The sequence below is a fragment of the Paenibacillus sp. NPDC056933 genome, assembly GCF_042674385.1.
Lineage (GTDB): Bacteria > Bacillota > Bacilli > Paenibacillales > Paenibacillaceae > Paenibacillus.
Genome location: NZ_JBHUQN010000002.1, coordinates 963596 through 984390, shown reverse-complemented (window position 1 = coordinate 984390; position 20795 = coordinate 963596). Strand labels below are relative to the sequence as shown.

Genomic DNA, 20795 nt, shown 5'->3' with positions numbered 1-20795 from the left:
AAGGGAGTCACACAGGCAAACTGTTGATGCTGGTCTCCGCTTTTCTTACAGCGACAGGCCAATTGTTCTGGAAATGGGGTCTGACCGAGTGGATCTATCTGGGCATCGGCTTTCTGTGTTATGGACTGGGTGCGATTTTGATGATTAAGGCTTTTGCTTTGGAAAAGCTGTCTGTGGCCTATCCTTTAATGTGTGCCAGCTATGTGTTTGCGCTGATCTATGGGTACTTTTTGCTAGGAGAAGAAATTACGGTGCAGAAGCTGGCCGCTGTTGTGCTGCTTGGAATCGGGGTGACGTTGACCAGTGTTGATCGATAGCTGGATGATTGTTGTACTGATCGCAATGACCCTGTGTGGGGCGGTGGGGGGAGCGGGGTTGAAAGCCTACGCCACCAGCCGCAAAAAGCTGCATGTTCTAATGGGCCTTGGATTCTACGGTACAGGTGCGCTGCTGAACATTGTTTTGTTGAAATTTCTTCCGTTAACGGTTGTACTGCCTGCCAATGCGCTAACGTATGTGTGGACACTCATAATTGCGAGCTTTGCCTTTAAGGAAACAGTGGGTCCTTTACGCTGGGTGGGTGTCGCTTGTATTATGGGCGGGTTGTGTTTATTGGTTTTCTAGAATTTTGAAACTGGATGTGAATGTATGAAATTTTTGGACTACATATTTTATAATCGCAAAACGAATTGGACAGCATTCTGCCTTTTTGCAGGGTTTGCTCTTTTCTACGGATTGATGAACGGCTCCTACGTAACGTACGTTGCAGAGCATATTGAGCTTCTTGGGTCATACACGCCATTTAGTACTACGCAGTTTCCACTTAATATATTTAACTTTGATCCTTCCATGTATTATGGAGATAACAGTTCTTCGGTTATTCATCCATTGATTTCGTTTCTGGCGGTTACGCTTGGAGCGGGTGCTCAACTGCTAGGTGGGAATTGGTTTTTTCTAATCCTGCAATCACTTGTGAATGCAGTCTCGGTTGTGCTGGTATTTCTGTTTTTGAATCAAAAAGATAAACAAATCACCATACCGTTGCTTTTCGCTTTAATGTTCGGTTTCAGCTCGTATCTAATGTTTACCGCGTTGATTCCGGATTCTTATTCGTATGTACAGTTTGTTATCCTGCTCTCTGTACTATATATGCAATACAGCCGTGAGCGGAAAGATGTCCGTTATATACCGAATGCGCTCTTGGCATCCATTAACTTCGGACTGACGTCGACCAACATTGTGCCGTTTGCAGCCGCCATGTTTTTCAACTTGCGCACATGGCGTAACAAGTCTGGGTGGAAAAAGTATATCGGGATTATGGCACTGGCCGTTGCCTTCATTGTGGTATTGACAGGGATTCAGTACATCGCGTTTGGTGGACGAAGTTGGGTTAGCAATTGGCTGCTTGGTATTCAAAATGGAGGCACAAGCTATGCCACTCCATTCCAGTTTGCAGTTCATTGGAAGGCTCTAAGCTTGCTAACGATTAATCCGATATTGTCTCCCAAAGTGCATTTGCTTGATCCGGGCATGGTAGCGTTTGTAACGGATCTGTCCCGTTCCAACCCAATTTATGTTCAGCTCACGGGTATTTTTATCCTGTTGCTGGCACTCACTGGGTTTATCAAGGGCATCCGTGAACGGGAAGTATGGACTCTTGTTCCATACATTCTGTTTGCATTTGTACTTCATATCGTTGTTGGTTTCGGGCTGGCGGTATTTCAATATGATATGTACCTGTATGCAGGACACTATCTCTTTGCGTTTTTCCTCCTCGGTGGGGGCTTCGTGATCGGTCTTCGTCAGGGGTTGGGTAAAAAAGTGCTAATAGGCTTGATCATGCTGTGTGTACTCGTTACCGCCGGAAACAACATCTATCGTCATGTAGAAACGCTGACAACAATCAAGCAATCCTATGAACAGTTGGAACAGGAACGTACAGTGAAATAATCAGAAATTTTAATAAACCTATACAACAAGACAAGGCCATTGGATCTACAGTCCGATGGCCTTGTCTTGTTTAGTGTGATTCCTTCAATATGTGCAGGGTGGTTTAAAACAAAAGATCCTCTGCGTTCATGATGCAGAGAATCGCTTGAACGGGTTAAGCAATAATTTTGGTCTTCTTGGCATTCTCGGCTGAACGTTGGGTGAGACGGCTTAGTGGACGTTTCAAAGCGAGGGCAACGATGAGACTCAGCGCGATGAACATGCATAACCACAGAATATCCTTGAGGGCAGTAGACCACAAGATGCCGCCGACCGACTCACGCAGCAAACTGATCGCATACGTGAAGGGCATGAACGGATTCAATGCCTGGAAAAAAGGTGATGTCATGCTGATCGGAAACGTACCACCGGAGCTGGAGAACTGGAACACCATGAAGATGATCGCGATCCCTTTTCCGATATTCCCAAAAACGGATAGCAGGGTGTACGTTATAGTGACAAATACGGCACTCACCAGCATGGCAAACAGGACAAACCACAGTTTATCTGCGACATAGGTACCGAGGATTAAGATGTCCCCCAGGGTTACACATACCGCTTGCAGCAATCCAATGGTCAGAAAAGTAGCAAGACGTCCGAGATACAACTCGTATCCCCGGAATTTCCCTTCCGGGTTCTCAGCTTCGGCGCGAAGCAGGGAGATCAACAGCGTTGAACCGACCCACAATGACAGCACGCCATAAAATGGTGACATTGCCGATCCATAATTCGGAATCGGGTAAAGCTGCTGTTCCTTGATTTGCACGGGACTTGCCAGGAAAGCACTCTCTTCTTCGATGTCGCCGCGCAAAAGCTTGGCAAGTTCGGCAAACTGGTTATTGCCTTCAACCTCCCTGAGTTTGTCCGCAGCCTTACTGATGGCACTCTCCAACGCGGGCAGGTCATCACGTACAAGCGCGGCCACACGATGGACTCCTTTTTCGACCTCCGGCAGCTGGTTCTGCACAAAGTTGGATGCTTTGCCTATCTGTTTCTCGGCATTAGGCAGATCATTACGAACAAAATCAGCCGCTTCGTTCAGTTTGGTCCCCAGCTTGGGCAGATCATTGCGGATTAATGAAGACACTGCGTTTAAAGCTTGGATAAAGCCTTCACTTTTGTTCGCGAGTGTCTCTGATATTTCGTGGATCTTAGATTGGATTTGCGGCAGCTCGCTCTGGATCTTCGTCAACTCGGTCTGCCCAAACGTAATCCCTTCTTTGGCTGATGCAAGAATGTCCGCAATATCCGGAATTCGATCCCTTGCTCCCTGTAATGTATCTGCTGAAGTGGAGAGAATAGATCTCAGCTTATCCACACCAGCTGCAAGTGCTGGCGAGATTTCGCTCTCGTAGGTGTTCAGGATATTGCCAATACCGCTGCTAATGTCCTTGGAGAGAGCATTTAACTGAGCGATGACGTCTGCCGGCGGAGTTGTATTGCGACGCATCGCATCACTGATGATCCCCGCCAGGCGGATTTGCAGCTGAAGTTTATCTGAAATGGTGTTCAGTTGTGTAATTTTATCGCTCAGTGGATGGCTTGGGAGCCAATTGTCGATTTTGCTGAGTAGTTCCGCCATACTGTCAACGAGTTTCACGGCAATCGCCAGGCGGGCAGCGATGCGGTCCAGATCCTCTGCTGTCGGCAGTTTACTAAGGTCCGAATTTTGCAATTGCCCAAATACGTCTGCCGCAGCGTTTGCGATTTGCTGCACCAGCAGCAGGTTTTGCCGGATCGCCGGGCCGATAGCCTGAAACGCTTCTTCACTTGAATCCACAAACTGGTTTAAGCCCTTGGTCAGTTCAATCCCGTTGCCCGCAATTTGGGATACGTTGTCCAGATCTTGCTCTGCGGCCGTTACGATTGACAGAGCCTTGTCGGTTTTATCCAGGGCCGTTTGGATGACGCCTGATACCTGACCAAAGTTTGCATCCACTTCCCGAATACGTTCAACGGCTTTTTGAATATCGGGAATCCGTCCCTGAATAGCAAGCACTTCGGAAGCTGCATCATTAATCTGTGGCCAGTACTCCTGCACTTTGAGCACATACTGTGCGGCTTCATTGATTTCGGGCAGTCTTTTTTCGATTTCAACGATCTTTTGAGCATCTTCTACAATACCGGGCATGGCTTTCTCAACTTCCAGTACCTTTTGACCTGCGGCTTGTATAGCCGGAAGGTTTCTCTCCAGGGTAAAAATGCCATTTTCCATTTTGCGCAAGGTTGGAAGCTGGGCATTGATTTCAACTCCGGCTTCCTTCAACTTGGTTAAAACAGCCTCACTGACGGCTTCAGTGAAATTTTCATTAATTTGTGTTGTTATTGCAGATACACCGGAACCTGTGATTTTTGGAGCAATGGCATTAACCTTCTCATTAACGGTATAGATTACCTCCGGGCGCTCCAGTTTACCATCAACGATACCTGTAATTTTGGATGAAAAGTCCCCGGGGATGAGAAGGCTTGCATAATACTCACCTGTTTGCACACCACGATCAGCTTCAGCTTGGCCGACAAAAGTCCATCCCAATTTCTCGTTCTGCTTCAGGCTGGATACCAATTCGTCTCCGATATTGACGTCGGTTCCTGCAACAGTCGCACCCTTGTCCTCGGTTGTCACCGCAATTTTGATCCCTTGGGTGTTACTGTACGGGTCCCATACGGATTTCACGTTGACCCAGTCATACACTCCGGGAAGTAAAATAATAGCCACAATTAGAAATATACCTGTGGGAACTTTCAAAATATGCAACCAGTCTGTCTTGTAAACATGCCAAATGTGACGCATAACTTCCTCCTAAATGTAAATAAATGTAGGTCTTATCTTATTTCTATGTCGCATATTTGTAAATCCTTATGTATATCGGCTTTATAGCAGCATCAAATGAATGGTTTCATGTTTATAAACTTTACCCATTTTACTGGGTACTAATGCAGAGCCTTCATGTATTCCGTGTTTCTGGACGTTGAACTTTAAATTAGAAGGTATCGACATATTAAACTGCCATCAAAACTAAAGGCAGTCATGAGGGAATGCATTGCATATTCCAAGAGGGCAGAGCCCTGTATCAATGTTTAATACAGTCAGAGGATTATTTTGGCCGTAAGGTTTTCCGCAATTGCCTATGGATAAATATGCAGAAACATTGTATAATTATGAATAACGAATGAAATGTGATGTGTTTGGATGTTTTTCAGCCGAACTGCTGATTCTAAGGGGAATACAGTAGAGGAATTTCGCCTGTGATGTTGAGGTGTTGACAGAGGGTTGTCTTTCTGTCATAATTCATGAAGACAAACGGACATATTGAGTATAGAACCCTGTGAGGTCCTTCAATATGAACGACATGAATAGCACCTTTAAATCAGTCCCGTGAGACTGGCAAGGTAACGTGAACGATACATCGTTTTTTTGCTGCGGCAAATGAAGCGATGCATCCCGAGAGTATACTTTCTTCAGAGCGGTCTGAAGTTCGGAGACTCCTTGCCAATAAACACGGCAAGGAGTCTTTTTTGTTCTCCTCGTCACGGGGCCATGATCTGAAAGGGAAATCCTGAGGAGGCTGAACGCATGAGCACAGAAACACATGTCATTATGGATGAAACCGCGATCCGCCGCGCATTAACACGGATTGCCCATGAGATTTTGGAAAAAAACAAAGGCATTGAGGGCTGTGTACTGATCGGTATTCGAACACGGGGTGTATACCTCGCAGAACGGATCGCCGCCAAGATTGAAGAAATCGAAGGTACGCCAATCCCTTGGGGAGAGCTCGATGTGACCCCTTATCGCGATGATCGCTTGGATGAGAATAAAGCGAATCGCAAGGAACTGTTGACGATGACACCTGAATCACTTTCGATTCATAATAAAAAAGTGATTTTGTTCGATGATGTGCTTTATACCGGACGGACGATTCGCGCAGCGATGGATGCCCTGATGGACTGTGGAAGACCACAGAATATTCAGCTGGCGGTTCTCGCAGACCGCGGACACCGGGAACTTCCGATTCGACCTGATTTTATCGGCAAGAATGTGCCGACTTCCAAATCAGAGGAGATCGAGGTTGCACTCATAGAAACGGACGGACAGGACGAGGTCAAAATCATTCAGAACCGGGGGGAACAAGCATGATGATTACACAATCAGCATTGAAGGACCGGAGCCTGCTTGGCCTTAAGGAACTTAGTCGTGATGAGATTGAATCCATTCTGAACAGAGCAGCATACTGGGAAGCGCAGAAGGAGAAACTGGTCCCGATACTGGAATCCCACTTCGTAGCCAACATGTTCTTCGAGAACAGCACACGCACTCGCTTCTCATTTGAGATGGCAGAGAAACGTCTGGGTGCACAAGTACTAAACTTCACGGCGGCTGCATCCAGCGTGGAGAAGGGTGAATCCATCTATGATACGGTACGCACACTGGAGTCCATGGGCATTGATGCAGGGGTAATCCGGTTGAAACCGTCGGGTGTTCTGCAGCAACTGGCTCAGAAAGTGAATGTTCCACTGGTGAACGCCGGAGACGGGAATAACGAACACCCTACACAGGCGCTGCTGGATCTCTACACGATGCGGAAGGCATTCGGTGAGCTGAAAGGCTTGCGTGTGTCGATCATCGGAGACATTCTGCACAGCCGGGTAGCCCGCTCCAATCTGTGGGCTCTGCAAAAGTTTGGTGCGGATGTGCGCTTCTGCGCACCACAAACGATGCAGGCACCGGAGCTTGCAGAACACGCACCTTATGTAGGGCTGGAAGAAGCACTCGATGCGGATGTAGTCATGATGCTCCGAGTTCAACTGGAACGTCATAAACACGGCCTGATTACTTCGGCTGAGGATTATCGCGAACACTACGGATTGACGGAAGAACGGGCGTCACGCCTGAAACCAAGCACAATTATCATGCACCCTGCTCCTGTGAATCGCAATGTCGAGGTAGATGACGCGGTAGTGGAGAGCGCAGCATCGCGGATCTTCCCGCAGATGGCAAACGGTGTTCCCATCCGAATGGCGGTCATGGAACGCGCGATGAAACGGTAACAGGGTCTGGCTGTGGGTCATAGGCTGACGGGGTGGAAGTTCTTATAGAGCAATGAGAGAGTACACGATAAAGAAAATCATCCGGCTTGCCTGGCAAGTCGGACAGAACCGAAGCGGAGGGCAATTATGCTACAGATTATAAAGAACGCGAACGTCTTGAATCAACAAGGGGAACTTGAACGGAAAACGATCATTATAGATGAAGGGAAAATTCAAAAGATCGCTGGAGTGGAAGACGAAGCGGTACTGGAAGCAGAGCAATCAGCGCATAGCGTAACCGACGCTTCAGGCAAACTGGTTATTCCCGGGTTGATTGATATGCACGTGCATCTGCGTGAACCTGGATTCGAGCATAAAGAGACGATCGAGACGGGTGCCCGTTCGGCAGCACAAGGCGGTTTTACAACGATCGCCTGCATGCCGAACACAAGACCGGTAACAGACAACGCGGATGTTGTGAAGCTGGTTTTGGATAAAGCCAAAGAAGCCGATCTGGTTAAAGTGCTGCCTTATGCAGCGATTACGAAGAACGAGCTTGGACGTGAACTTACGGATTTCGCCGCATTGAAAGAAGCAGGCGCAATTGGATTCACGGATGATGGCGTGGGCGTACAAAACGCTCAGATGATGAAAGATGCCATGAGCCTCGCAGCAAGCATGGATATGCCAGTTATCGCTCACTGTGAAGATGATTCATTGGTAGTCGGCGGATATGTGACGGAAGGCGAGTTTTCGAAGTGTCACGGTATCAAAGGTATTCCAAATGAATCCGAAGCCATCCACGTAGGCCGGGATATCCTGCTTGCAGAAGCAACGGGAGTTCACTACCATGTCTGCCACGTAAGTACGGAGCAATCGGTTCGCCTGATTCGCTTGGCAAAGTCCATCGGTATTAAAGTAACTGCAGAGGTATGTCCGCACCATCTGGTATTGTCGGATGAGGATATCCCAGGCATGGATGCCAACTGGAAGATGAACCCGCCTCTTCGCTCACCACGCGACGTGCAAGCTTGTATCGAAGGTTTGTTGGACGGAACACTGGACATGATCGTTACGGACCACGCACCGCATAGCGAAGAAGAGAAAGCAAAAGGCATGGAACTGGCACCATTCGGCATCGTCGGATTCGAAACAGCCTTCCCGCTGCTGTACACGAAGTTTGTGGAAACAGGGCTTTGGAGCTTGGAGTTCCTCGTGAAACGCATGACAGCTGATCCGGCACGGGTATTCCGACTGGATACTGGCAAGCTGGAAGAGGGAGCACCTGCGGACATCACCATGATTGACCTGAGTCAGGAACAAGCGGTTGATCCAGCAGCTTTTGCTACCAAAGGAAGAAACACGCCATTCACAGGCTGGAAGCTGAAAGGCTGGCCGGTACAAACATGGGTGGACGGCAAAAGCGTGTGGAACAACACTGTACAGCAATAAACAGGTACCATAGTAACTCATTAAATCATTAAATCATTAAATCATTAAATCATTAAACCATTAAACCATTAAACTTTAATTTTTACACCAGTAACATCTTTTCAACTAACTCGAGGCAGATCATGCCGAGAGTCCAAACATACGAAACAAAGCAAAGTCGAATGTATGGTTTTGAACTTGGGCGCTACAGTAGCTTACGAAGTGGACAGAAAAGACCCGAAGAAGCGAAGCGTTCGCCTTTATCACCGGATTACATCATTTGAAAAAATGATAAAAAAGTACTCCGGGGATAACAGCGATCGCAGGGTTTTCTGTCCACGAAGTCACCGCCAATGTAGCACGCACCCCACGTTCAACGAAATGCATTCGACCTGATAAACACAGAGGAGTGAAATGGGATGCAGGCACAGGCAAGATTATTGTTGGAAGACGGCACACTGTTCACCGGGAAAGCGTTCGGTGCTGAAGGTGAAACAACAGGTGAAGTCGTTTTTAATACGGGAATTACAGGCTATCAAGAGGTGCTTTCGGATCCTTCTTATTGCGGTCAAATCGTAACCATGACGTATCCGCTGATCGGAAACTACGGCATTACGCGTGATGACTTTGAGTCCATTCGTCCATACGTTCACGGTTTCGTTGTGCGTCGTCATGAGCCAACGCCAAGCAACTGGCGTGCGGAATACAGCGTAGACAATCTGCTCAAGGAATACGGTATCGTAGGAATCAGCGAAATTGATACACGCATGTTGACTCGCCGGATTCGTCACCACGGCACAATGAAGGGAATTCTCACAACAGGATCGAAGCCTGTGGAAGAGCTGCTGGAGATGATGGGAGATACCACCATCGCCGAACTGCGTAACCAGGTGCCATTGACTTCTACAGAACATGTCTATAACAGCCCGGGAACGGCTGAACGTATTGTACTCGTGGATTATGGGGCCAAAACAGGCATCTTGCGCGAACTTAGCAAACGGAACTGTGACGTTGTCGTTGTTCCGCACGATGTAACAGCAGACGAGATCCGTCGCCTGAATCCGGACGGAATTCAACTGTCCAACGGCCCTGGGGACCCGAAAGACGTACCTCATGCGGTGAAAATGATCAGTGAACTGCTTGGCGAATACCCGATCTTCGGTATCTGCCTGGGTCACCAGTTGTTCGCACTTGCGGCAGGAGCAGACACCGAAAAACTCAAGTTTGGACATCGCGGAGGGAATCACCCGGTGAAAGAACTGGAGAGCGGACGTTGCTTCATCACATCCCAGAACCATGGTTTTACCGTAAACGAAGAGTCTGTGAAAAACACGGACCTGGAAGTTACACATATCAACAATAACGATAAGACCATTGAAGGTCTGAAACATAAATCCTTCCCGGCATTCTCGGTTCAGTATCACCCTGAAGCAGCCCCGGGTCCGTACGACAACAGCTACCTGTTCGACCGCTTCATCGAGATGATTCGCGAGCACAAAATCACTAACCCGCAAAAGCCGCGTCAAGCCGTACTGGCAGCCGCAGTGAAAGGAGCACAATAACATGCCGATTAACAAAGATCTCAAAAAAATCCTGGTGATTGGTTCCGGACCAATCGTCATCGGTCAAGCGGCCGAGTTCGACTATGCCGGTACACAAGCATGCCAGGCACTGAAAGAAGAAGGCGTGGAAGTTGTACTCATCAACAGCAACCCGGCTACGATTATGACGGATACGAACATGGCTGATAAAGTATACATTGAGCCGATTACACTGGATTTTGTAACGCAAATCATTCGTCAGGAACGTCCTGACGGTCTGCTGCCAACCCTTGGCGGTCAAACAGGTCTGAACATGGCCGTGGAACTGGCACGCGCCGGTGTCCTTGAACGTGAGAATGTCAAATTGCTCGGAACACAGCTCACTTCCATTGAGAAAGCGGAAGACCGTGACTTGTTCCGGGATCTGATGCGTGAACTGGAACAGCCTGTACCTGAGAGTGTTATCGTGACAACACTTGAAGAATCTCTTGAGTTTGCAAATGAGATTGGTTATCCAATCATCGTCCGTCCAGCCTATACGCTTGGCGGAACAGGCGGCGGGATCTGTGCCAACGAAGAAGAACTGCGTGAGACAGTCGTAGCGGGCATTCGTTATAGCCCAATCGGCCAATGTCTGGTCGAGAAAAGCATTGCAGGCATGAAAGAAGTCGAGTATGAGGTTATGCGGGATAAAAACGATAACTGCATCGTGGTCTGCAACATGGAAAACTTTGACCCGGTAGGTGTTCATACAGGAGACAGTATCGTTGTAGCACCAAGCCAGACGCTGTCTGACCGTGAATATCAAATGCTGCGGTCAGCTTCCCTGAAAATTATCCGCGCCCTCAACATCGAAGGTGGATGTAACGTACAGTTTGCGCTTGATCCGCACAGCTTCCAATACTATGTTATCGAAGTGAACCCACGGGTAAGTCGTTCTTCGGCACTAGCTTCCAAAGCAACGGGATATCCGATTGCCAAGATGGCTGCCAAAATTGCCATGGGTTATACACTGGACGAAATCGTGAATCCGGTAACGGGCCAAACGTATGCATGCTTTGAGCCAACACTGGACTATATCGTGAGCAAAATCCCACGCTGGCCGTTCGACAAGTTTATTTCGGCGAACCGCAAACTGGGTACACAGATGAAAGCGACAGGCGAAGTTATGGCGATTGGTCGGACATTCGAAGAGTCGATTCACAAAGCCGTTCGTTCCCTGGAAATCGGTGTACACCGTCTGTATCTGAAAGATGCCGAAACACTTGATGAAGCAACGCTGAACGAGCGTCTGGTCAAAGCCGATGATGAGCGTATCTTCCTGATCGCTGAAGCCTTCCGCAGAGGGTATACCTTGCAACAGCTTCAAGATCTGACGAAAATTGACTGGTGGTTCCTGGATAAGCTCGAAGGTCTGATCGCATTCGAAGATCGCATTCGTGAGGAATCGGAACTGTCCTCCGAGACGCTATATCAAGCCAAACGCCTTGGATTCACTGACCGTGCCATTGCTGAGCTTCGTGCACAAGGTCAACCTGGAGGTACGTTAACAACTGAAGCTGAAGTAAGAACACGCCGTGAAGAAGAGAACCTTCGCCCAGTTTACAAAATGGTAGATACGTGCGCAGCTGAATTTGAAGCAACAACGCCATACTATTACTCCACGTACGAAACGGAGAATGAAGTCATCCCTTCAGACAAGAAAAAAGTCGTTGTACTAGGTTCGGGTCCAATCCGGATCGGTCAAGGGATTGAGTTTGACTACTCGACAGTACACGCCGTATGGGCTCTGCAAAAAGCAGGCTATGAAGCGGTAATCATCAATAACAACCCGGAGACGGTGTCTACGGACTTTAATACATCGGATCGCTTGTACTTTGAACCCCTGTTCTTCGAAGATGTCATGAACGTTATCGAACAGGAACAGCCTGTAGGTGTTATTGTACAGTTTGGTGGCCAAACAGCAATCAACCTGGCAGCACCTCTGCGTGCCGCTGGTGTAACGATTCTTGGAACGGATCTGGAAAACATTGATGAGGCGGAGGATCGCAAGAAGTTCGAGCGTTTGCTCTCCCGTCTGGAAATTGCACAACCAAAAGGCAAAACAGTCATCTCGGTAGATGATGCGGTTGAAACGGCTCAAAGTCTGGGCTACCCGGTACTGGTTCGTCCTTCTTATGTACTCGGCGGTCGTGCAATGGAGATTGTTTACTCCGATGCTGAATTACTGACATATATGGAGCAGGCCGTTAAAATCAATCCGGAGCATCCGGTCCTGATCGACCGCTACATGATGGGTAAAGAGGTTGAGGTTGACGCGATCTGTGATGGTGAAACGGTATTGATTCCGGGTATTATGGAGCATATCGAGCGCGCAGGGGTTCACTCCGGTGACTCCATCGCGGTGTATCCGCCACAGCACCTGTCCCAGGATCTGAAAGAGAAAATTGTAGAAATTACAATCAAGATTGCAAAAGAACTGAAGACGATCGGTTTGGTTAACATCCAGTTTGTTATTCATGATGGCCAAGTGTACATCATCGAGGTGAACCCGCGTTCATCCCGTACCGTACCTTTCCTGAGCAAAGTAACCAACATTCCGATGGCTAACCTGGCAACACAAGCCATTCTGGGCGTGAAGCTGAAAGACCTCGGTTATGTCGATGGTTTGTGGCCTGAGTCGGATCATGTGTCTGTAAAAGTTCCAGTCTTCTCCTTCGCGAAGCTGCGTCGTGTGGAACCAACGCTTGGACCTGAGATGAAATCCACAGGTGAGGTTATGGGGCGTGACCCGAACTACGCCAAAGCGTTGTTCAAAGGTCTCATCGGTGCAGGCATGAAGATTCCAGCCACCGGAGCAATCGTGGTAACGGTAGCAGACAAAGACAAAGAAGAAGCGGTTCCCCTGCTTGCAGGTTTCTACAGACTGGGATACAAAATTATGGCGACCGGAGGAACGGCAGCTGCGCTTGAAGCAGCGAACATTCCGGTGACGACGGTTAACAAATTAAGTGAAGGTTCGCCAAACATTCTCGATATGATTCGCAGCGGCGAAGCAAACTTTGTGTTCAATACACTGACCAAAGGTAAAACCCCACAGCGTGACGGATTCCGTATTCGTCGTGAGGCAGTAGAGAATGGCATTGTATGTATGACTTCACTGGATACGATCCGTGCCCTGTTGATCATGCTGCAAACGATCAATTTCTCCTCTGAGGCTATGCCGGCCCTTGTAAAATAAATAAGACGATTTGTCACTGATCAAGGACATCAGTCAGCCTTCGGGCTGGCGGGATGTCCTTTATATCGGGCAAAAACGGAACGATTAAGCTTGTGGAAGGAGCGCTGAATTATGAATCACCCGAATTTCAACGAAATGGCTGGCCGTCTGATGGTGGCACTCGATTATCCTGGAGCGGAGCAGGCGCAGGAGTTGGTACAGGCTCTCGAAGGTATTCCCTGTTATCTGAAGGTGGGCATGCAGCTGTTCTATGCGGCTGGCCCGAACTTCATTCGAGAGCTGAAGTCAAAGGGATACTCGGTATTCCTTGATGTGAAGATGCATGATATTCCAAACACGGTACGTGGAGGTGCTGAAAGCATAACCCGTCTGGGTGTGGATATGTTCAATGTGCATGCAGCAGGAGGTACAAGCATGATGCGTGCTGCCCGTGAAGGTGCAGAGGCCGCTCTGGCTGCTGATCCTTCCCTATGCAGACCTGAGATCATTGCAGTTACCCAGCTGACCAGTACCAGTCAGGAAACGATGAATGCCGAGATCGGCATCCAGGGAAGCGTTGAGGCAGCCGTTGTCCGTTATGCAGGACTGGCCCGTGAGGCAGGACTCAATGGCGTTGTGGCTTCCCCGCTGGAAGTACCCGCAATCCGCGCAGCCTGTGGCAGTGATTTTCACACGGTCACACCGGGCATTCGCCCAGCAGGAAGTGGCCTGGGAGATCAGACTCGTGTCCTGACGCCGGGTGAAGCCATTGCTAGAGGCAGCCATTACATTGTCGTAGGCAGACCAATTACGGGCGCTCCCCATCCGCGTGAAGCGGCAGAAACCATTTTGAAGGAGATGTTGAACGCATGATCGAACTTACTGAGATTCCTAACCATATTGCTTCCCAACTGTTGAAAATTAAAGCGGTGGCGCTGCGTCCGCAGCAGCCATTTACCTGGACATCCGGCATCAAATCACCAATCTACTGCGATAACCGCTTAACAATGTCTTATCCCGAGATTCGCAACGACATCGCTGAAGCCTTTGCTGCGATTATTCGTGATCAATATCCCGACGCAGAAGTCATCGCAGGTACAGCAACCGCAGGTATCCCGCATGCTGCATGGGTGGCGCAGAAGCTGAATCTGCCCATGGCTTACATTCGTGATAAAGCGAAAGGACACGGTAAGGAAAACCTGATTGAAGGTCTGATTACTGAGGGTCAGAAAGTAGTTGTCATTGAAGATCTGATCTCCACAGGTGGAAGCTCGATCAAAGCAGCAGAAGCTGTACGCGTAGCAGGTGCAACACCGCTCGCCGTACTTGCCATCTTCAGCTACCAGCTGGATAAAGGGGTTAAAGCATTCGAAGAAGCTGGAATTCCGCTGCAAACTCTGTCCAATTACACCGCTTTGATGGATGTGGCTTTAGCTGAGGGGACCATTCAGGAGAGTGATTTTGAACTGCTCAAATCCTGGCGTGAAGATCCTTCTTCATTTGGTAAATAATATCATTCACAGCGGATTGAACAGTTTGCTTGTGAACGGTATCAAAATTGTAACGATTGCCGTCATAGCGGCAAATTCATGGAATATGCAAGAGGCATCCCGTTCGTTGGGGTGCTTTTTTCGTTTGTTCATCAAAATATTAACTTTTTCACTGGAACGTTGTAAAAAGCTTGTAACTTTTAGTTGTGATCCGTCGTTTATAATGCAGTGTAGTATGGAATAGATTTCTATTTTTAGTGCCTTGATGAAGTGAAAGGGAAATGAAGAAAGGATGAGCGTGATTGCTGGCATGAAGAAATTATTTTCCAAAATCAGACCTGCCAAGAGCCAGTCAGGCGAGGACAGTGCAGTCGGGCAAACGGAGCAGCAAGATTCAGTCGGGCAGGATGCCACGACATACATAAGTGAAACGCAGCACCCATCCATTGACTCGCACGACATAACCAGTGAAACCAGCCTGGATGAGATCGCCGTTGCAGCTGCTGAACCGGAGGCGAAGCCCAACTCCTCTCAAAAGGATCTATTGCCTCCATATGACGGACCTGTGCTGGAGGTTCGCAATGTTCATCGCAGTTTTCAAACAGGAAGCCGCATTATTCATGTACTCAAAGGCATTGATATGGAAGTGAATCCGCAGCAGCTGGTGATGTTGAAAGGGCGATCAGGCTCAGGGAAAACAACGCTGCTCAATATGCTGGGTGGGCTGGATCAACCATCAAGTGGAGATATTCTGTTCTCCGGCCAGCCTCTTCAGGATTGGGGAGACCGGCGGCGGACCGCTTTGCGGCGTAAGGAAATCGGTTTTATTTTTCAGGCGTATGCGCTGATGCCCCTGTTGTCAGCCTGGGAAAATGTAGAGCTGTCCTTGCGGATGGCGGACGTGCCGCGTTCGGAATGGAAGGACCGGGTAGGTCATTGTCTGGATCTGGTTGGACTAACCAAACGGGTCAAGCACCGTCCATTCGAGATGTCCGGGGGAGAGCAGCAGCGGGTGGCCATCGCCAAGGCAATAGCCCACAGACCGAGATTATTGCTCGCAGATGAGCCGACAGCGGAACTCGATTCCAAAATGGGAGCACAGGTGATGGCAGTATTTCGCAATATTATTGAAGTTGAACAAGTGACCATCTGTATGACTACACACGATCCTACGATTTTGGAGGTTGCGGACCATGTTTATGAAATGGCGGACGGCAGATTTATCAAGTAAAGGGGCCGCTCCGAAGAGGGGGAAACGCGCAGCGCTTATTGTGCTTAGTGCGATAGTGGCTGCAACGATGTCCGGCTGTTCTTTGCTGCCGGCAGAAACAGAGGAAGAAGTACTTCCGCCAATTACACCGCCAACGATCTCCAAGAAGCCGGAATATGAAGTTCGGACAGAGACGTTGGAGAAGAAAGTAAGCGGAAGCGGCAAGATGATGAGCCAGCGGGAAGAAAAGGTATATTTTACGCTGGACGGCATGCATATCAAAGAGTTGAATGTTAAACCGGGAGATAAAGTGAAAAAAGGTCAACTTCTCGCTGTTCTTGATGTAGAGAGTGTGGAGAAGGAAATCCGGGCCAAAAACCTGCAGATTCGCAAATCGGAAGTTCAAATGAAGGAAACACTTCGCAAACGGGATGAGATGGACCCGGTGGAGTTCGAAGAGTCCACGATTGCCTTTGAAGAGCTTCGTCAGGAACTTGCCGATCTGGAGGAACAATTGGGTAAAGCCACATTGACCGCTCCGTTTGGGGGAACGATCATTGCCGTGCAGGTGGAGAAGGGTGCAGCCGTTAAAGCTTATGACCCGATTGCGACCATAGCGGACACTTCCAATCTGGTTGTGGCGGCTACATTTGCCAAGGAAGATCTGGAGAAGTTCTCAGCAGGCATGAAGGCGGATGTGGACATTAATGGTGCAGGCAAAGTAGCTGGTAAAGTTAAAGTTATGCCTGTAGCTCAAGCATCGGAAGGTGGCAGCGGCAGCGGCGAAGGTACGGGAGAAGGCGGAACACCTCCAGCGAAAGAAAGCCTGGATAAATATGTTATCGTCTCGCTGGCGAAGATGCCCAAGGGTGTTGAACGCGGCACACCGCTGACGGTGTCGATTGTCACCCAGCGTACAGAGAACGCGATTGTTATTCCGGTATCTGCTCTGCGCTCCATCGGTTCAAGAACGTACGTGCAAGTGGTGGAGAGTGATGGAAGCAAACGTGAAGTGGACGTGGAAGTCGGGCAGCAGACGTCTACGGATGTGGAGATTCTGAAAGGTCTGACTGTCGGACAGAAAGTAGTGGGCCGCTAATGGGGCTGCCATTGCTTCGACTGTTGTTCCGCAAAATGTGGAACACTCGCTGGATGACGTTCAGCACACTGATCGGACTGATTGTGGCGGTAGCGTTCACCGTCAGTATTCCGATGTATGCCGATGGTGCGCTGAAGCGGGTCGTGGCCCAGACGCTGCAGGATAACAGTGAGGGACTGCCAGCCGGCTCGTTGCTGATGAGTTACCAGGCACCTGGTGGTGTGAAGACAGACACACGTGGTCTGGAAGAAGTGGATCGATATATTCGCGAGGATGTGCCGCGCGATATTGGTTTTCCTTTTCATACGTATGTGAACACCCGTTCCATCCGCAGTACGGAGGTGAACCCGGAAGATCCAACCAAAGTGGATGCCAGCCGGGTCCGCAGTATGAGTCTCGGCACGATGACAGGCCTGGATGCACAGGTTAATTATTCTTCGGGTGTGAAGCCGGGCAACCAGGTCAAGGACGATATCATTGAAGCGGTCATGCTGGAAGAGGGAATGTATCGCAACGATCTGCATATCGGAGATGTTCTGGAATATCCGGTATACAGCGGTCTTGATATTACGTTGCGTGTGAAGATTACAGGTTCATTTAAAGCGGATGATCCAAGCAGCCCATACTGGGTGCAGGGATTTGACGGCATGATGAATGGGCTTTATGTGGATGAATCGGTATTTAATGATGTTTTGCTGAAGGAAAAAGGGATTCCGCTTCAAAATTCCCGTTGGTATTATGCATTTGATCTGAAAGAAATTCAAACGAGCCAGCTTCCGGGGCTGACCTCTGTACTGGAAAGACTCGATATCGATCTGTATCAGCGATTGAAGGATACAAAAGTGGATATTACCTTTGGAGATCTGCTGAAGCAATTCCGCAGTCAGAGTCTGCAATTGCAGACCATGCTGTTCACGCTGGCAGCACCGATGATTGCGATGGTCTTTTATTTTATCGCCATGAATGCCAGACAGTCATTGCAGAAGCAGGAAAGTGACATCGCAGTCCTGCGCAGTCGCGGAGCTTCTGCCCGGCAGATCTTCTCTCTCTATCTGCTTGAAGGCATATTTTTGGGAGCGATTGCGCTCGTTATAGGACCTTTTCTCGGATGGTTTATGGCCAAAAGTATCGGTTCAGCCAGCGGATTCCTGGCGTTCGTTGATCGGAAATCTATTCCGATCGGGATATCGAAAGAAGCGATCCTGCTTGGCCTGATCGCCGTATTGGTGGCCATCATAGCCTCGCTCATTCCGGCAATAACCTATGCGCGGGCGACCATTGTATCAGCCAAGCGTCGGCAGGCCCGCACGGATCGTGCGCCGGTATGGCAGCGCTGGTTCCTGGATATTGCGTTGCTGGGGCTGGCGGGATATGGATATTATCTGTTCTATGAACGGCAAATGTTGACCTTCCAGACCGGAATGACGACAGATCAGCTTCAGGTACAGCCGTTTCTGTTCTTTGTACCGGCACTGGCCATCTTTGCGCTGGGGCTTTTCTTCCTGCGGTTGTTCCCGTGGATTCTGAAGCTCATTCAGCTGATCGGGCGCAAGTTTCTCCCAGTTCCACTGTATCTGACACTGACACAGCTTTCGCGTTCGTCATCTTCTTATTATCCTTTGATGATTCTGCTTGTTTTGACACTCGGACTTGGTGTGTATAACTCGGCAGCGGCTCGAACCATTGATCTGAACTCGACCGAGCGCACATTATACCGATATGGTACGGATGTTATTATGCAGACGGTGTGGGAAGGTACACCTGAGGTTAAGCCAACTGGTTCCGGACAAAGCGGGGGCTCAGGTGGTGGGCAGCAAGGTGGAGGTAATGGTAGTGGTGGCTCTGGAGGCGGAGGGAATGGCGGCGGAGGTGGATCAGGTGGTGGCGGTGGTTCTTCTCAACCCACCAAGATGATCTATTCCGAGCCACCTTTTGAAGTGTTCCGCAGCCTGAATGGTGTCGAACATGCAGCAAGAGTGCTGCAGACGAAAGGCAATATTATTGTCTCTGGCAAATCAGGTGGACAGGGAATGCTGGTGGGGATCGACAATGTGGACTTTGCCCAAGTGGCGTGGTTCCGCAACGATCTGTTCCCAGCACATCCTTATAAGTACCTTGACTTGCTTGGGAAATATGAAGGGGCCGTATTGATCTCTTCCAAATTTGCAGACAAATTCAAGCTCAAAACCGGAGACCTTGTCTCCATTGGTGTACAGGGTCAGGCGATTGAATTTGTGGTCTTTGGCATTATACCTTACTGGCCTGCTCAGTACCCGGATCAAATGCCGTTTTTCATTGCCAATCTGGACTATATCTATGATCAGGTGCCTCTGATTCCATATGAGGTCTGGCTGAAGATGGAGCCGGATGCCAAAGTCGCTCCTTTGATGGAGAAACTTGCAGCAGAAGGTATTGAGTTATCGTCTGTACGCGATGTGCGGACAGAACTGGTATCCCAGGGCAAGCATCCGTCAAGGGGTGGCGTGTTCGGCATACTGAGTCTTGGATTCCTGGTGTCAGTGATTATTTCTCTAATTGGATACATTCTGTACTGGTTCTTTAATCTATCCGGGCGTGTAGTGCAGTTTGGTGTATTGCGGGCAATGGGGTTATCACGGGCGCAATTGAGCGGCATGCTGCTGCTGGAGCAGGTGTTTACGGCGGGTCTTTCGATCATCCTGGGTATTGGCATTGGTCAAGTATCCAGCCGTCTGTTCCTGCCCTTCCTGCAAACCACGGATAATGTGTCCGCACAGGTACCTCCGTTTCGGATTGTATTTGAAGAGAAAGACATGTTGCAACTGTACGGCGTGACCGTGGTCATGCTGGTCATTGGCGCAACGATGCTGCTGTGGCAAATCCGCAGGCTGCGTGTTCACCAGGCAGTCAAAATGGGAGAGGAGAGGTAAACGTGATCCAATGCGAAGGACTTGTCAAAATTTTTAAATCCAGCGATGTGGAAGTCGTTGCCCTTCAAGGTCTCAATCTGACTGTCAATCAAGGTGAAATGATGGCCATCATCGGTAATAGTGGCAGTGGTAAATCCACATTGCTCAACATTTTGGGTGGACTGGATCGTCCAACAGCCGGTACAGCCGTTGTCGGAGATTGGGATTTGCTGAAAATGACGGATGCCCAATTGGTTGAGTACAAACGTCATACGGTAGGGTTTATATGGCAAAATAACGGCCGTAACCTGCTGCCATACCTCACAGCACTGGAAAACGTGGAAACGCCCATGATTCTTGGAGGCAAGCGAGATCGTGCCTATGCCATGCAGCTGCTGGAGTGGGTTGGACTGAAGGATCGGATGCACAACAAGCTGCATCAGCTGTCCGGGGGAGAGCAGCAGCGGGTGGCGATTGCCATCTCGCTATCGAATCGTCCCAAGCTGCTGCTTGCGGATGAGCCGACAGGTTCGGTGGACTCGGAGACTTGTGATACCATCATGGGTATTTTTCGCAAAATGAACAAGGAGCTCGGGGTCACGATTGTGATTGTTACTCATGATCTAACCCTGGCTGGCAAGGTGGACCGGATCGTGGCGATCCGGGACGGCTTGACCAGCACCGAGTTCGTGAAGCGCAATCCGAATCTGGATGACGAACATGACTTGTCGGAGGCGGGAGCCCAGGACATTCATGAAGCCTTTGTCATCATTGACCGGGCGGGCCGGCTTCAGGTGCCCAAGGAGTATCTGGAGGCGCTGTCCATTGATAATCGTGCCACATTGGAATTTGACGGTGAACGTATTGTCATTACACCGCCAAGATAATTTTAGAGGGGG

General features: G+C 49.2%; 15 protein-coding genes. 14 read left to right on the top strand and 1 reads right to left on the bottom strand.

Annotated elements, in window-relative coordinates; all coding sequences use genetic code 11:
• Positions 1–26 precede the first annotated feature (26 nt).
• Genes ACFTRD_RS19370 through ACFTRD_RS19360 form a run of 3 tightly spaced genes read left to right on the top strand, consistent with a single transcriptional unit; the run spans position 27 to position 1950 of the window.
• Positions 27–317 carry an EamA family transporter gene (locus ACFTRD_RS19370; RefSeq protein ID WP_090810048.1) on the top strand — a complete coding sequence of 97 codons (291 nt, stop codon included), beginning with the start codon at positions 27–29 and terminating at the stop codon, positions 315–317.
• Entirely contained in the window at positions 304–624 is a 321-nt protein-coding gene (locus ACFTRD_RS19365) for a DMT family transporter (RefSeq protein WP_379382783.1), read from the top strand. Before ACFTRD_RS19370 ends, ACFTRD_RS19365 begins: the two co-directional genes overlap by 14 nt.
• Positions 625–648: 24 nt before the next feature.
• Positions 649–1950, top strand: a complete 1302-nt coding sequence (locus ACFTRD_RS19360) for a DUF6080 domain-containing protein (RefSeq protein WP_379382781.1) — start codon at positions 649–651, stop codon at positions 1948–1950.
• 154 nt (positions 1951–2104) lie between these two features.
• Here ACFTRD_RS19360 and ACFTRD_RS19355 read toward each other — a convergent pair whose 3' ends face one another.
• On the bottom strand, positions 2105–4780 hold the full coding sequence (locus ACFTRD_RS19355) for a YhgE/Pip family protein (protein WP_379382779.1): 2676 nt from the start codon (positions 4778–4780) through the stop codon (positions 2105–2107).
• Positions 4781–5563: 783 nt separating this feature from the next.
• On the opposite strand from ACFTRD_RS19355, the gene pyrR reads away from it, so the two are divergent.
• The 11 genes from pyrR to ACFTRD_RS19300 all read left to right on the top strand — a co-directional run bounded on the left by pyrR (position 5564) and on the right by ACFTRD_RS19300 (position 20783).
• A complete protein-coding gene (gene pyrR, locus ACFTRD_RS19350) occupies positions 5564–6127 on the top strand; it encodes a bifunctional pyr operon transcriptional regulator/uracil phosphoribosyltransferase PyrR (RefSeq protein WP_053784191.1) in 564 nt (187 codons plus the stop codon).
• A complete protein-coding gene (locus tag ACFTRD_RS19345; protein ID WP_379382777.1) occupies positions 6124–7038 on the top strand; it encodes an aspartate carbamoyltransferase catalytic subunit in 915 nt (304 codons plus the stop codon). The genes pyrR and ACFTRD_RS19345 overlap by 4 nt, the downstream gene beginning before the upstream one ends.
• Before the next feature lie 126 nt (positions 7039–7164).
• The gene (locus ACFTRD_RS19340) at positions 7165–8469 is read left to right on the top strand and encodes a dihydroorotase (protein WP_379382775.1); all 1305 of its coding nucleotides are present in this window, start codon (positions 7165–7167) and stop codon (positions 8467–8469) included.
• A gap of 398 nt (positions 8470–8867) precedes the next feature.
• Entirely contained in the window at positions 8868–10010 is a 1143-nt protein-coding gene (gene carA, locus ACFTRD_RS19335; protein ID WP_192134156.1) for a glutamine-hydrolyzing carbamoyl-phosphate synthase small subunit, read from the top strand.
• A 1-nt stretch (position 10011) separates the two neighbouring features.
• Positions 10012–13230 carry a carbamoyl-phosphate synthase large subunit gene (gene carB / locus ACFTRD_RS19330; protein WP_379382773.1) on the top strand — a complete coding sequence of 1073 codons (3219 nt, stop codon included), beginning with the start codon at positions 10012–10014 and terminating at the stop codon, positions 13228–13230.
• 111 nt (positions 13231–13341) lie between these two features.
• The gene (gene pyrF / locus ACFTRD_RS19325) at positions 13342–14082 is read left to right on the top strand and encodes an orotidine-5'-phosphate decarboxylase (RefSeq protein WP_379382771.1); all 741 of its coding nucleotides are present in this window, start codon (positions 13342–13344) and stop codon (positions 14080–14082) included.
• The gene (gene pyrE / locus ACFTRD_RS19320; protein ID WP_379382769.1) at positions 14079–14720 is read left to right on the top strand and encodes an orotate phosphoribosyltransferase; all 642 of its coding nucleotides are present in this window, start codon (positions 14079–14081) and stop codon (positions 14718–14720) included. The genes pyrF and pyrE overlap by 4 nt, the downstream gene beginning before the upstream one ends.
• 271 nt (positions 14721–14991) lie before the next feature.
• Entirely contained in the window at positions 14992–15930 is a 939-nt protein-coding gene (locus tag ACFTRD_RS19315) for an ABC transporter ATP-binding protein (protein ID WP_379382767.1), read from the top strand.
• Positions 15893–17008, top strand: coding sequence for an efflux RND transporter periplasmic adaptor subunit (locus ACFTRD_RS19310; protein ID WP_379382765.1), 1116 nt, complete (start codon positions 15893–15895; stop codon positions 17006–17008). The genes ACFTRD_RS19315 and ACFTRD_RS19310 overlap by 38 nt, the downstream gene beginning before the upstream one ends.
• Positions 17008–19917, top strand: coding sequence for an ABC transporter permease (locus ACFTRD_RS19305; protein ID WP_379382763.1), 2910 nt, complete (start codon positions 17008–17010; stop codon positions 19915–19917). Before ACFTRD_RS19310 ends, ACFTRD_RS19305 begins: the two co-directional genes overlap by 1 nt.
• Positions 19918–19919: 2 nt before the next feature.
• Complete coding sequence (locus tag ACFTRD_RS19300) at positions 19920–20783, top strand: ABC transporter ATP-binding protein (protein ID WP_379382761.1); 864 nt, start codon at positions 19920–19922, stop codon at positions 20781–20783.
• Positions 20784–20795: the final 12 nt, after the last annotated feature.